A 13,515-nucleotide genomic window follows, 5' to 3' on the forward strand; every position below is an offset into this window, starting at 1 on the left:
GGGTGCCCCGCGCCGGCGGGTATCTACGGTTGTCAGAGTGAGTCCCCCACGCGTCATCCGGCCCGCTGCGAGACGGTCGCCCGCGGGTGCCCGCTCGTTGTTGTGGACGGCGGCCGCCGCGGCGCTGCCCGTCATCGTCTCCGTACTGGTGCTGGCGGCGCTCACCCTGGCGGTTCTGCTGTTCACCGCCGACGGATTCGACTCGCTGTTCGCGGTGGTCGCGGTGGAGTGGCTGGTGGTCAACCGGGTGCCGCTGACCGTGGACCGGGTCGAGCTGGGGTTCCTGCCGTTGTTGCCCGCGCTGATCTATGTGGCGGTCCTGGCCCGGCAGACCCGTGCGGTGCTGGCGGACGTCGAGCAGCCGGGCCCGCGCGAGGCGGGGGCGGCGATGGCCGGTGTGACGCTGGCGGGGCTGTTGCTGACCGGGCTGGCGACGCTGCTGGTCGGGTCGGCCGCCTCGGATTTCGCGGTGCGCGAGTCGGCCCTGCCGACGGCGTTGCTGTGGACCGCGGGTGTGGGGATCGTGGGTTCGGGGCTGGGGGTGTGGCTGTACTTCCGTCGCGACCTGCGCGAGATACTGCCGCTGTGGGTGCGTGGGGGGATCCACCTGGGCGCCGCGTTCGTCGCCGCGACGTGGGCCGTCGCGACACTGCTGGTGCTGGTCGGACTGGTGATGGCGTGGGAGCCGGTGGGGTCGGTCCTGGAGATCGGCAAGGGCGTCGTGGGCGCGGCCGCGCTCGCGGGCATCTCGGTGGCGTACCTGCCCAATGTGGTGATGACCGGGGCCGCGCTCATGGTGGGCGGGGAGGCGCACCTGGGCGAGGCCTCCTACAGCGTGTTCGCGGTGTCCCGAGGGCCGATGCCGGAGGTGCCGTTGGCGGCCGTCCTGCCCACCACCAACCCGCACTGGGCCGTGCAGGGCCTGTTGCTCGTGACGGTGTTCGTGGTGGCCGGGCTCGCGAGGTCGGTCGCGCACTGGTTCCGCACGACGGGCGACGCCGTCAAGGCGACGTGGTTGGCCGCCGGGATCGTGGCCCTGGTGATCGCGGTGAGCCCGGTCATCGCGGGCGGTCGGCTGGGGATGCTGGGCATGGTCGGGACGGGCTCGCTCATCGCGGCGTCGATGGCCCTGGTGCTGTTCGGCATCATCGGGTCGGCGACGATCGCCTTGTCGTTGGCGGGCCTGACTCGGCGCCGCGAGCGGGCCGAGAGCGAACTCGAGCGGCGTCGTCGCCGCGCCGGGACCGCCCGGGTGGTCGAGGACCCGGTCGAGGACCCGGCGGAGTATCCGGTCGAGGACCCGACCGGGAGCGGGGTGGGCGAGGTCGGCGAGGCCAGCACGTCCGGTGTCGAGGACGCTGGTGTCGAGGACGCCGTGGTCGACAGCGCCGGGGTCGACGACGAGGTCGCCGCTTCCGACACCGCCGCGGAAGCCGAGGTGGACGCGCAGCCAGACCTCGACCCGGCTGCCGACGAGGACGCCACGGTTGCCGGGGGTCCGCCATCACCGGCGGTGGTCGAGGACCCACGGCCGGCGGAGGAGCAGCCCGCGGAGGGTCAGCCCGCCGAGGATCAGTCCGAGGAGGTCCGGGTCGACGAGGGCGAGTCCGAGGACACCCGGCGTGGGGACGCGGTGGCCGACGATGCCGAACCCGGCGATGCACAGTCCGACTCCGACGACCCGACCGGTCTGCCTGCCGAGGGCAGAGGGGCGGCCGACTAGACTCCCAGCCGTGGCCCGCGCTCCCGGTGGGTCTGAGGATCGACGGGTAGGAGAGCCGGACGTGGTCGGTAGCGAGACCCCCAGCGCCTCTCCACCTAGCGCCGGCTCCCCTGATGCCGACCCTGCCGGTGCCCGCCGCGTTGTCCTGATGGCGTCCGGTTCCGGGACCCTCGCGCAGAGCGTGCTCGACGCCGCCGACGCCCCCGGCTGCCCGTACCGCATCGTCGCGCTGGTCTCCGACCGCGACTGCGAGGCCGTCGCCAGGGCCGGCCGCGCCGACCTCCCGACGGCCGTCGTCCGGCCCGGCGACCACGCCGACCGCGCCGACTGGGACCGCGCCCTCGCCGACGTGGTGAGCGGGTTCGATCCCGACTGGGTGGTCTCGGCGGGCTTCATGCGCATCCTCGGCGCCGCGTTCCTCGGACGGTTCGACGGTCGCGTGCTCAACACCCACCCGGCGTTGCTGCCGTCGTTCCCCGGCGCCCATGCGGTGCGCGACGCGCTCGCCTACGGGGTGACCGTCACCGGCAGCACCGTCCACCTGGTCGACGCCGGCGTCGACACCGGACCCGTGATCGCCCAGCGTGCCGTCGACGTCCACCCGGACGACACCGAGGCCACCCTCCATGAACGCATCAAAGTCGTCGAGCGCGAGATGCTCGTCGACGTCCTCGCGGCCGCCGCCCGTGGCCGACTCCACATCGAAGGTCGAAAGGTGCACCTAACGTGACCGATTCCCGCAGGCCCGTCCGCCGCGCACTCATCAGCGTCTACGACAAGACCGGGCTCACCGAGCTCGCCCGGGGGCTCGCCGACGCCGGGGTCGAGATCGTCTCCACCGGCTCGACCGCGCAGCGTATCGCCGACGCCGGGGTCGCCGTGACGCCCGTCGACGCGCTGACCGGGTTCCCGGAATGCCTCGAAGGCCGCGTCAAGACCCTGCACCCGCGGGTTCACGCCGGCATCCTCGCCGACACCCGCAAGCCCGAGCACCTCGAGCAGATCGCCGACCTCGGTGTGCAGCCGTTCGAGCTCGTCGTCGTCAACCTCTATCCCTTCACCGACACCGTCGCCTCCGGCGCCGATTACGACGCCTGCGTCGAGCAGATCGACATCGGCGGACCGTCGATGGTCCGCGCGGCCGCGAAGAACCACCCGTCGGTGGCTGTGCTCGTCGACCCCGCCGGATACGGCGAGGCGCTCGAGGCCGTCGCGGCCGGTGGCTTCACCCTCGAGAAGCGCCGCAGCCTGGCCGCCGCCGCGTTCCGCCACACCGGGGCCTACGACGTCGCCGTGGCCACGTGGATGACCGCACAGACCGCGGACGGCGCGGGCGACGGGGCAGCGGGCGGCTCCGGCGAGTTCCCGGTCTGGCAGGGGCAGAGCCTCGACCTCGCCGCCACCCTGCGCTACGGCGAGAACCCGCACCAGAGCGCCGCCCTCTACACGGACGCTGCCGCCGCGCCCGGCCTCGCCCAGGCCACCCAGGTGCACGGCAAGGAGATGAGCTACAACAACTACGTCGACGGCGACGCGGCGTGGCGCTCCGCTTTCGATCACGCCGAGCCGTGCGTGGCGATCATCAAGCACGCCAACCCGTGCGGGATCGCGATCGACGCCGACATCGCGGCCGCCCACCGCGCCGCGCACGAGTGCGACCCCGTCAGCGCGTTCGGTGGTGTGATCGCGGCCAACCGTGAGGTCACCGTGGAGATGGCGGAGCAGGTCGCCGAGATCTTCACCGAGGTGATCATCGCCCCGTCCTACGCGGACGGTGCCGTGGAGATCCTGCAGCGCAAGAAGAACATCCGCATCCTCTCCGCGCAGGCGCCCGCCGAGGGCGAGTTCGAGCGCAAGCAGATCTCCGGCGGCGTGCTGGTCCAGCAACGTGACTCGCTCGACGCGGACGGCGACGTGGTCGCCGGCTGGACCAAGGCGTGCGGCGACGACGCCGACGAGCAGACCCTGCGCGACCTGCTGTTCGCGTGGCGCGCGTGCCGCGCGGTCAAGTCCAACGCCATCCTGCTCGCGCAGTCCGGGGCCACCGTGGGCGTGGGCATGGGCCAGGTCAACCGCGTCGACTCCGCCCGGCTCGCCGTGCAGCGCGCGGGGGAGCGGGTCACCGGGTCGGTCGCCGCGTCGGACGCGTTCTTCCCCTTCGCGGACGGTCTCGAGGTGCTCGCCGAGGCCGGCGTGCGCGCCGTGGTCCAGCCCGGCGGGTCCGTGCGGGACGCCGAGGTGATCGAGGCCGCGGAGAAGGCGGGGATCACCATGTACTTCACCGGCGCCCGGCACTTCTTCCACTGAGACGGCGCTTCCGAGATGGCACTGAGATGACGGAGACCGGGGCCGGGGGCAGCGGCGTGGGCGAGCGGCAGGACGCCGCGGCCCCGCTGACCCCGCGCGCCCGGGCCAAGGCCCGGCGCCGCGACGAGATCCTCGTGGCCGCCGCCCGCCTCATGGCCCGGCGCGGATTCCACGCCGTGCGGCTGGACGACATCGGTGCCGAGGTCGGGATCTCCGGGCCGGGAATGTACCGGTACTTCACCTCCAAGGAGGACGTACTGGCCGAGATGCTGCTCGACATCTCCCGGCGCCTGCGAGACGGCGGGCGGGCGGCGGTCGAGCGGGCCGGCGAGCCGGCGGACGTGCTCGATGCCCTGCTCGGGGTGCACGTGGACTTCGTCGCCACGGAGCCCGATCTCATCAGCGTGCAGTTCCGTGACCTCGGTTCCCTGCCGGCCGCTCCCCGGCACGAGGTGCGCACCCTGCAGCGGGAGTACGCGCAGTTGTGGGTGGACGCCCTGGTGCGGGTGCGTCCCGAGCTCTCGTCGATCGAGGCGCGGGCCCACGTCCACGCGGTGTTCGGGCTCCTCAACTCGAGCCCCCGGCTGCCGGCCATGGCCGAGGCCGACCTTCGGCGCGTGCTCACGGCGATGGCCTCGGCGGCGCTGCGGTCCTGAGCGCCTGCCCGGGTGTGTGCCGATCAGGTGAGGGCGGACCGGAGGCGGGCCATCTCCTCCCGGTAGCGCTCGACGTTCGCGAGCTTGACGTGCTCGTAGCCGCGGACCATATCCGGCAGCTCCGCGAGCGCCACCGCGGTCGCCCGCCAGGTGGCGTCCTTGCCCACCGGGCCCGCGCGCCGCAACTCCGAGGCCAGGTCGGCGACGAGATCCCGGTACCCGGCCAGCAGCTCACGCTCGACGCGGCGGACCTCCGCGTAGCCGAAGAGGTCCATCCGCGTGCCGCGCAGTCGCTTCATCCGGGCCAACGCCTTCATCGTCGGCATGGCCCGCGGGCCGATCGAGATCTTCTTCTTCATTCCCATCGCGCGCAGCACCGGGGGATGCAACTTCAGTCTGGCCACCGCCCCTTCGCCCCAGTCCTCGTCGACCTGCGTCGCGAACTGTGGATCCACGGCCAGGCGGGCGACCTCGTACTCGTCCTTGTAGGCCATCACCTTGAACAGGTTGCGGGCCACGGCGAGGCTGAGCTGCTCGGAGGTCGGCCCGGCCGGGTCGCCGTCCTCGAGGGACCCGGCGGCGCGGACCTCCTCTACGCGCCGGACGTAGTCGGCCGCGTACGCCTCGTCCTGGTAGCCGATCAGTTCGTCGACCCGGAGCGCGACCACGTCGCGGAGCTCGTCGGAGGCGTCGGCGTCGAGGTGGGTCAGCAATCGCTCCGCCGCGGGGGAGGGCACGTGCCGGCCCGCCGTGGCCGTTCCGGCCGGGCGGTGCAACCCGGCCGCCAACGCCGCCAGGGCGTTCGGCTCGGCGACCGCCTGCCGGCCGCGACGGAAGGCCTGCAGGTTAGCGTCGACGGCCACCCCGTTGAGCTCGATCGCCCGCTCGATCGACTGCGCCGAGATCGGCAGGGCCCCGCTCTGGTACGCCGCCCCGACCATGAGCATGTTGGCGGTCTGGGTGGACCCGAAGAGCTGCTCGGTGAGCGCCCCCGGGTCGAGGTACAGCCCGCGCGAGGTGGTCGGGTCGATGATCGCCTGGATGTCCGAGGTGGTCGGGTAGTGCTCGGAGGTGTCGATCACCATCTTCCCGGTGGGTATCTGAGTGGTGGACACCACCGCCGTGGTGCGATCGGGAGCGGCCACCTTCAGGTGGGTGCTGTCCGCGCCGACCAGGCCGTCACAGCACAGGTAGAGGTCGCAGTCGCCGGCCCCGATCTTCGGGGGCTGTTCGGTCGGCGTGCGGGTCACGCGGACGTCGGAGACCACCGCGCCGCCCTTCTGGGCGAGCCCGGTCATGTCCAGGGTGCGCGCCGAGTGGCCGTCGAGGACGGCCGCGGTGGCGAGGATCGCCGAGACGGTGACGATGCCGGTGCCGCCGATCCCGGTCAGCCGCAGGGAGAAACCGCGGTCGGGCGCGACCCCGGCGCGGGCCGGTTCCGGGATCGCGTCGGCCGCCAGGGCAGGCGCGGACGTCACCCGCCGGGACTTCTCACCGGGGACGACGGTGACGAACGCGGGGCAGTCACCCTCCAGGCACGAGAAGTCGAAGTTGCAGGTGGACTGGTCGATCTGCGTCTTCCGACCGAACTCGGTCTCCACCGGATGGACCGACAGGCAGTTGGACTTCCGGCCGCAGTTCCCGCATCCCTCGCAGATGCGCTCGTTGATCACCACCCGCTCGTCCGGCGTGGGATAGGTGCCACGCTTGCGGTGGCGGCGCTTCTCGGCCGCGCAGTACTGGTCGTGCACGAGAACCGTGACCCCCGGGACGGCCGCGAGTTCCCGCTGCACCTCGAGGGTGTCCACCCGGTCGCGGACCTCCACTCCCCTCGGCAGGCCTCGGGACCGGGTCGCCCTGACGTCGTCGGTGGTGACGACGATCCTCGCGACCTTCTCGGCCTGCAGGAGCCGGAGGATCTCGGGCAGGGTCATCTCGCCGACGGGGTCCTGACCGCCGGTCATCGCCACCGTCCCGTTGTAGAGGAGCTTGTAGGTGATGTTGTCGCCGGAGGCCACGGCGGCCCGGAGTGCCAGGGAGGCCGAGTGCATGAAGGTGCCGTCGCCGACGTTCTGCACCATGTGCCGCTCGGTGAGGAACGGCGCCATCCCGGTCCACTGGATCCCCTCGCCGCCCATCTGGGTGACTCCGGTGACGTGGCCGACCTGTTCCTCGTCCATCATGAGCACCATCGCGTGACAGCCGATGCCCCCGCCGACGAGCGTGCCGTCGGCGACCTTGGTCGAGCTGTTGTGGGGGCACCCCGAGCAGAAGTACGGGGTGCGGCTCGTGGCGAGCGGCAGCGCGATCCGGGAGCGTCCGCGTCCCGGGCCGTCGAGCCAGGCCCGAGCCGATTCGATTCCGTGGACCGGGCCGAGACGCTGCGCCAGGCCGCGGGTGACGGAATCGACGTCGAGCTCGCCGAACCGGCTGAACAGGGTGGACCCGTCCTCGTGCGCCTTGCCGACCACGTTCGCCACCCCGGGCTTGCGGAACTGGATGTCCCGGATCATGGTCTCGATGAAGTCGCGCTTCTCCTCCACCACGATCACCTCGTCGAGACCGGACATGAACTCGTCGAGGATCGTGCGCTCCACGGGGTAGATCATGCCCAGTTTGAGGATGCGGATCCCGCGGCGGCCCAGCTCGTCGTCGCCGATCCCGAGGCGGCGCAGTGACTCACGGACGTCCAGGTAGGTCTTCCCGGCCGCGACGACGCCGATCCGGTCGTCCGGGGTCGACTGCACGATCCGGTTGAGACGGTTGAGGCGGGCGTACTCCAGCGCGCGGGGAAGGCGGATGGTGAGCTGGTTCTGCTCGAGCTCCATGAGGCTGGCCCCCAGGAGCCGACCGGACGGCACGTGCGGGCTCGTCCCGAGGTCGCCGTACACGGGCAGGATCCGGTCGGGATCGACGAGGGCGGTCGCCGAGGCGTCCGCGACGTGCGCCGAGATCTTCATCGCGGACCACAGGCCGGAGACCCGGGACAGGATCGCGGCGTGGACGCCGAAGTCCAGGACGTCCTGCGGGTCCGCGGGGTAGAGCGTCGGCATGTACAGGTCCGCGAGTGCCAACTCGGACGCGCACGGCACGGTGGAGGACTTGGCGCCCGGATCGTCGCCGACCAGCACCACCGCGCCGCCGTTCGGATCGGTGCCTATCAGGTTGGCGTGCCGCAACGCGTCGGTGGCACGGTCCAGGCCGGGCGCCTTGCCGTACCAGTACCCCACGACCCCCTGGAGGGCGGCACCGCCGGTGTTGGCGGTGGCGCGCAGGGTGCCCGTGCGCCGGGCGAGCTGGGACCCCATCACCGCCGTGGCGCCCGCCTCCTCGTTGAGGGCGGGGCGGTGCACGATGTCGAACGGCCCGAGGAACTCGCGACGCCTGGCCAGTTCGAGGTCGTACCCCGCGAGCGGCGATCCCTCGTAACCGCTGACCAGGCTCGCGGTGAGCAGATTCTGCCTGCGGTCGAGCCGTGCCCGGTCGCGGACCGTCCGGACCAGTGCCTGGATCCCGGAGAGGAAGACCGTGCCGCTCTCGCGCGTGTAGCGATCGGAGAGGGAGAACGATCCGGCGTCCGCTTGCCCGGTCCGCGGCAGGTCGTCATGCGTGCCGTCCGTGGGGTGGAGGAGAGAGGTCATGATCAACACCTGGCCTTCGCGAGACGAACGATGTCCCCCCAGGCTAGGACGAACTGTGAGGCGCGTCACGCGGCCAGTCCGAGATCGAACAGTCTGCACATTCGGGGTCCCGTGTGTGCGTCATGACTGGACCATCTGTCCACCTCGTCGTCGTATACCGTGGACACATGGACCCTTCACCCAACCTGGACGACACCGACCGGCGGCTCCTTGACATCGTCCTGTCCGACCCGCGCGTCGGGGTCCGCGAGTTCTCGCGACGACTCGGGGTGGCCAGGGGCACCGCCCAGGCCCGGCTCGACAAGTTGGAGGCGCGCGGTGTGCTCGCCTCGTGGGCGCCGAGGCTCGACCCCGCCGCCCTCGGGTACCCGCTGGGCGCGCTCGTGCACATCCAGGTGGCGCAGGCCAGGCTCGACGAGACGTGTGCGGGGCTGGCGCAGGTGCGCGAGGTGCTCGAGGTGGTGAGCATCGCCGGCGAGTTCGACGTCGTCTGCCGGGTCGTCGCGCGGGACCACGCCCACCTCGAGGAGGTGTTCAGCGCCATCATCTCCACGCCCGGCGTCCTGCGCACCCGCACCGAGGTGATCCTGCGTCAGCGGGTCGGGCCGCGCGTCACCCAGCTGCTGGGGGAGTGAGCCTCACTCCCAGATCCGGGCGAACGGATGGGCGGCCTCGTACTCCGAGGCCAGCTCCAGCAAGAGCCGGTCCTGCCCCCTGCGGGCGGAGAAGTGCACGCCGACGGGCATCCCGTCCGGCGCGTGACCGGTGGGCAGCGAGACGGCCGGCGACCCCGCGATGTTCTGCAGCGGGGTGAAGGTGACCCAGTTGGAGACCCGCTCCAGGTGGGTCTCGAACGGCAGGTCCGCGTCCAGGTACCCGACCTCCGGGGTCTCGTGGGCGACCACCGGGTTGATGTACACGTCGAGGTCGCCGAACCTCGCGTCGAACTGCCGCCGGGTCCTCGCCAACCGCAGTAGGTGCAGGGGAAGCGAGGCGATGTTCCGTCGGGCCATCCGCGCGAGCCCGATCGTGAAGGGGTCGAGTTCGGCCGGGTCGAAATCGGGGTCGAAGAGCCTGCGCCCGGACGATGACGTGCTCAGCGCGAGCAGCCCCCAGTAAGCGATGAAGTCGTCCCGGAACCCCGTCGGGACGGGAGCCTCGGTCGGCACCACCTCGTGGCCCAGTCCGGCCAGCCGCACGGCGGTCTCGCGGAGGACCGCCAGGGTCGCGGCATCGGTCGCACCGCCCGCCGGGCTCTGCTCCACGAGTCCGATGCGCAGGCGCCGTGCCGGGGCGGGGGCGACGGGGCCCACCGGGGGGACGCCGACCGGGAGGTGGCTCGCCTCGAACGCGGTGAGGAACGTGGCGGTGTCCCGGACGGACCGGGAGACCACCGACTGCGACACGATGGGGATCGGCATGCCCCGGGAGAACTTCTCGTCGGTGTGCCTACCCCGGCTCGGCTTGAACCCGACCAGCCCGGTGACCGCCGCGGGTATCCGGATCGACCCCCCGCCGTCGTTGGCGTGCGCGATCGGCAACGCCCCCGCGGCCACGAGGGCCGCGGAACCACCCGAGGAGCCGCCACTGGTGCGGCCGGTGTTCCACGGGTTGCGGGTCACCAGGCCGCCCTGCCGTTCGGTTGCGGCGGTCCAGCCGAACGGGGGCATGGCGGTGATGCCCAACGGGATCAGGCCGGTGGCGCGGAACGCACGTGCGTAGTCGCCGTCGTGGAGGGCGGGGGAGTCGGGAACGGCGGGGGAGCCGAGCCGCATCGGGGCGCCCTCGACCTGCACCGCGTCCTTGAAAGCCGACGGCACGCCGGCGAACGGCGAGGACAGGCGCGAGTCCGCGGTCCGGCGTGCGTGCTCGCGGGCCCTGTCGAAGGCGGTGAAGACCAGGGCGCCGAGCGCCGGATCCACCTGCTGGCATCGTTCGATGGCGGCCTCGACGAGCTCGGTCGGTGACACCTCGCCGCCGCGGACCCGCTCGGCGAGGGCGGTGGCGTCGTCGTACCCGAGTGCGTCGTCACGGAAGGCGTGGACCCGCGCGGTGTCGGGGTGGGGCCGGGCAGGGGCGGTGTCATCGGTTGTGGCATCGGTTGTGGCGTCGGTCACCCCCCCCACTGTAGGGCGAGGGGGTGTGAAAATCGGTGGCCCTCTTGACAGGTTGCGCATCGTCGGGCACTTTAGGGGTACCTAAGTAAGGCGAGGGTCACCTAACGCATCGGCGGGCGGGGCCCGTCTCTGGAGGCAATCGATGGCAGCGCACCCGGTCGTGTCGGATCCGATCACCACCGGCGCGCGCCGTCTGCTCGACGGAGCCGGCATCGCGACGGTCGCCGTACGCGGGACCAAGAACCGGTCGGATGTCATGGTCTCCGCCGGCCATCGCTGGGTCGGGGAGGGGGCGATCATCGTCACCGGGACCCCGGCCCCCTGGTCCGCACTGATGGTCGCGCCGGGAGAGTCGGTCGAGGTGGTCGTCATGATCGACGAGTTCGCCCCGATCGTCGAGGCCAAGGTCCACGTCGCGAGCCTGTACGGCTTCGGCGTGGCGCGTGCGGCACGGCAGGGTGAGGGCTGGGTGGTCGAGATCGAGATCGAACTCGGCGACCTCGACATCCGCCGGCTGGGGCACGAGGGCACCGTCCACGCGGGCTGCCTGGACGCGGTGCCGTCGGATCCCCTGGCATGCGAGGCGCCGGGCCTCGCAGACGAGATCCGGGCGCGCTTCGGCTCGGACCTGGCCATGCTGGCCGGGTCCGCAGACCCGGCGCAGCCGCCGTATGTCCTGGGCGTCGATCCCGACGGCCTGCATCTGCTGACGGCGCTCGGTGCCCACGCCGATGTCATCCACCTGCCGTTCCTGACCCGCGCGGAGTGCGTCAACGACGTCGTCCGCGAGATGGGTCAGTACGTGGCCCGCGCCAGCTAGCCTCCCGCGGTAGCGCGGACCGGGCCGATCAGGCCGGGCTGTAGGTGAGGCAGTCGGCGGTATCGGCGCCGGAACCGATCTCGACGGAATCCGCCGAGCAGAGCAGGTCCTTGTTGTGGGTGCACTCCACCCGTTGGCAGGCGCCCACGTGTGCGCTGGCGGTGGGCAGGCCGCCGCGGACGTCCAGCGAGATGAAGGTGCCGCACTCGGCGTGATCCGGGGTTCCGGCGACGGTGATGGCGCCCGCGTTGCAGCTCTGCTCGCTGTTGAACGAGCACGCCGTGACGGTGCAGGCGCTGATTCCGGTGAGTGTGGCCATGATGATCGCTCCTCGTATGACGGTGGCGTGGTGTGCCCCAGAGTCAACACCGGATCCCCCCGGCTTGCAAGCAAGTTGAGGCTGTGCTAAATCAGGCCAGCCTAGGCTGTCTACCTGCGCGGATGGCGGGAATGTCGGCGTCCCCCGCGGGGTTCTCGGCCGGATCGGCTGCGCGACGACCGGGAGTTGTAGTCCCCCGTCGGGTCGCCGGCCGTGCGCGTCGTCGGGTCCGCGGAGTGGAGGAGCGCGGGTCCGGGTCCCGGTGGGTGATCCCGAATCCAGTCTGGACATTTGTGAGGCGCAGCACTATCGTCGATTTCAGTTAATCCGACTTAACTGAAAGGGAGCGGCACCGATGACTTCCGCGACCACCAATCGCCAGGCCCACGAGGAACTTCTCGCCGACCTCCGCGAGCGCCTTGAGCGGGCCGCGCTGGGCGGCGGCGAGAAGGCCCGTGCGCGCCACCTCGAGCGCGGCAAGCTGCTCGCCCGCCAGCGCGTGGACGTGCTGCTCGACCCGGGCAGCCCGTTCCTCGAGCTCTCGCCGCTCGCCGCGGAGGAGATGTACGGGGGCAAGGCCCCCGCCGCCGGCGTCGTCGCCGGGATCGGCCGGGTGTCGGGCCGCGAGTGCCTGATCATCGCCAACGACGCGACCGTCTCCGGCGGCACCTACTACCCGATGACGGTGAAGAAGCACCTGCGCGGTCAGGAGGTGGCGCTGGCCAACCACCTGCCGTGCATCTACCTCGTGGACTCCGGCGGCGCGATGCTGCTGCAGCAGGACGAGGTCTTCCCCGACCGCGACCACTTCGGCCGGATCTTCTACAACCAGGCGAACATGTCCGCCAAGGGCATCCCGCAGATCGCCGCGGTCATGGGCTCGTGCACCGCCGGTGGCGCGTACGTCCCCGCGATGAGCGACGAGGCCGTGATCGTCCGGAACCAGGGCACGATCTTCCTCGCCGGCCCGCCGCTGGTGAAGGCCGCGACGGGCGAGGAGGTCACGGCCGAGGAACTCGGTGGCGGCGACCTGCACGCCAAGACCTCCGGTGTGGTGGACCACCTTGCCGACGACGACTATGACGCGCTGATGAAGGTCCGCCGGATCGTGGCGACCTGCCCGCCGGCGCCCGCGCCGGACTGGGAGGTGCTCGAGCCCCGCGAGCCCGTCCGCGCGCAGTCCGACCTGTACGACCTCGTCCCGGTCGACTCGCGCCAGCCCTACGACGTGCGCGACATCATCGGCACGATCGCCGACGGCGGCGAGTACACCGAGTTCAAGGAGAACTACGGCACCTCCATGGTGACCGCGTTCGCCCACATCCACGGGCACCCGGTGGGCATCATCGGCAACAACGGCGTCATCTTCTCCGAGTCCGCGCTTAAGGGCGCCCACTTCATCGAGCTGTGTGACCGCCGCAAGATCCCGCTGGTCTTCCTGCAGAACATCACCGGCTTCATGGTGGGCCGGCAGTACGAGGCGGGCGGCATCGCCAAGAACGGCGCCAAGATGGTCACCGCCGTGGCGTGCGCCCGGGTCCCCAAGTTCACCATCGTCGTGGGCGGGTCCTTCGGTGCCGGCAACTACTCCATGTGCGGCCGTGCCTATTCGCCGCGGTTCCTCTGGATGTGGCCCAATGCCAAGATCGCCGTGATGGGCGGGCCCCAGGCAGCCGACACCCTCGCGTCGGTCCGTGCCGCCCAGGTCACCAAGTCGGGCGGGGAGTGGACCGACGAGCAGCAGTCCGAGTTCACCGCGCCGATCCGTGAGCAGTTCGAGGAGCAGTCCACCGCGTACTACTCCACTGCCCGCCTGTGGGACGACGGGATCATCGACCCCGCAGACACCCGCACTGTCCTCGGTCTGGCCCTGGCGGCCGCGGCCAACGCCCCCCTCGAGCCGGTCAACAACGGCGTCTTCAGGATGTGAGC

General features: G+C 71.6%; 10 protein-coding genes. 7 read left to right on the forward strand and 3 right to left on the reverse strand.

The window, feature by feature from the left end; all coding sequences use genetic code 11:
* Positions 1-37: 37 nt before the first annotated feature.
* From Q2K20_RS04620 to Q2K20_RS04635, 4 genes are all read left to right on the forward strand, one after another.
* The gene (locus tag Q2K20_RS04620; protein ID WP_317176697.1) at positions 38-1,723 is read left to right on the forward strand and encodes a DUF6350 family protein; all 1,686 of its coding nucleotides are present in this window, start codon (positions 38-40) and stop codon (positions 1,721-1,723) included.
* Between the two features lie 148 nt (positions 1,724-1,871).
* A complete protein-coding gene (gene purN, locus Q2K20_RS04625; RefSeq protein ID WP_067717350.1) occupies positions 1,872-2,453 on the forward strand; it encodes a phosphoribosylglycinamide formyltransferase in 582 nt (193 codons plus the stop codon).
* A complete protein-coding gene (gene purH, locus Q2K20_RS04630) occupies positions 2,450-4,030 on the forward strand; it encodes a bifunctional phosphoribosylaminoimidazolecarboxamide formyltransferase/IMP cyclohydrolase (protein WP_096907086.1) in 1,581 nt (526 codons plus the stop codon). Before purN ends, purH begins: the two co-directional genes overlap by 4 nt.
* A gap of 26 nt (positions 4,031-4,056) precedes the next feature.
* The gene (locus tag Q2K20_RS04635; protein WP_096907087.1) at positions 4,057-4,686 is read left to right on the forward strand and encodes a TetR/AcrR family transcriptional regulator; all 630 of its coding nucleotides are present in this window, start codon (positions 4,057-4,059) and stop codon (positions 4,684-4,686) included.
* Between the two features lie 23 nt (positions 4,687-4,709).
* Here Q2K20_RS04635 and Q2K20_RS04640 read toward each other — a convergent pair whose 3' ends face one another.
* A complete protein-coding gene (locus tag Q2K20_RS04640) occupies positions 4,710-8,327 on the reverse strand; it encodes an indolepyruvate ferredoxin oxidoreductase family protein (protein WP_317176698.1) in 3,618 nt (1,205 codons plus the stop codon).
* 167 nt (positions 8,328-8,494) lie between these two features.
* Between Q2K20_RS04640 and Q2K20_RS04645 the strand changes: the two genes are divergently transcribed.
* Positions 8,495-8,962 (forward strand): Lrp/AsnC family transcriptional regulator, encoded by a 468-nt coding sequence (locus tag Q2K20_RS04645; RefSeq protein WP_067717341.1) that lies wholly within the window; start codon positions 8,495-8,497, stop codon positions 8,960-8,962.
* A 3-nt stretch (positions 8,963-8,965) separates the two neighbouring features.
* Here the strand turns inward: Q2K20_RS04645 and Q2K20_RS04650 are convergent, their stop codons facing one another.
* Positions 8,966-10,444: an amidase gene (locus Q2K20_RS04650; RefSeq protein ID WP_227022051.1), complete on the reverse strand. Its 1,479-nt coding sequence runs from the start codon at positions 10,442-10,444 to the stop codon at positions 8,966-8,968.
* Positions 10,445-10,586: 142 nt separating this feature from the next.
* Between Q2K20_RS04650 and Q2K20_RS04655 the strand changes: the two genes are divergently transcribed.
* The gene (locus tag Q2K20_RS04655) at positions 10,587-11,264 is read left to right on the forward strand and encodes a hypothetical protein (protein ID WP_067717344.1); all 678 of its coding nucleotides are present in this window, start codon (positions 10,587-10,589) and stop codon (positions 11,262-11,264) included.
* Between the two features lie 28 nt (positions 11,265-11,292).
* Here the strand turns inward: Q2K20_RS04655 and Q2K20_RS04660 are convergent, their stop codons facing one another.
* Positions 11,293-11,583 (reverse strand): DUF1540 domain-containing protein, encoded by a 291-nt coding sequence (locus Q2K20_RS04660; RefSeq protein WP_067713210.1) that lies wholly within the window; start codon positions 11,581-11,583, stop codon positions 11,293-11,295.
* Between the two features lie 355 nt (positions 11,584-11,938).
* On the opposite strand from Q2K20_RS04660, the gene Q2K20_RS04665 reads away from it, so the two are divergent.
* Positions 11,939-13,513, forward strand: a complete 1,575-nt coding sequence (locus Q2K20_RS04665) for a carboxyl transferase domain-containing protein (protein WP_317176699.1) — start codon at positions 11,939-11,941, stop codon at positions 13,511-13,513.
* The last annotated feature ends 2 nt before the right edge of the window (positions 13,514-13,515 follow it).

Origin of the sequence: Dietzia sp. IN118 (assembly GCF_032905965.1) — a bacterium.
GTDB lineage: Bacteria > Actinomycetota > Actinomycetes > Mycobacteriales > Mycobacteriaceae > Dietzia > Dietzia kunjamensis.

Bases quoted from the DNA above. Each gene is read 5' to 3' on its own strand.
- purN (WP_067717350.1), top strand. From the start codon at position 1,872: ATGGCGTCCGGTTCCGGGACCCTCGCGCAGAGCGTGCTCGACGCCGCC.
- Q2K20_RS04635 (WP_096907087.1), top strand. From the start codon at position 4,057: ATGACGGAGACCGGGGCCGGGGGCAGCGGCGTGGGCGAGCGGCAGGAC.
- Q2K20_RS04640 (WP_317176698.1), bottom strand. From the start codon at position 8,327: ATGACCTCTCTCCTCCACCCCACGGACGGCACGCATGACGACCTGCCG.
- Q2K20_RS04645 (WP_067717341.1), top strand. From the start codon at position 8,495: ATGGACCCTTCACCCAACCTGGACGACACCGACCGGCGGCTCCTTGAC.
- Q2K20_RS04655 (WP_067717344.1), top strand. From the start codon at position 10,587: ATGGCAGCGCACCCGGTCGTGTCGGATCCGATCACCACCGGCGCGCGC.
- Q2K20_RS04660 (WP_067713210.1), bottom strand. From the start codon at position 11,583: ATGGCCACACTCACCGGAATCAGCGCCTGCACCGTCACGGCGTGCTCG.
- Q2K20_RS04665 (WP_317176699.1), top strand. From the start codon at position 11,939: ATGACTTCCGCGACCACCAATCGCCAGGCCCACGAGGAACTTCTCGCC.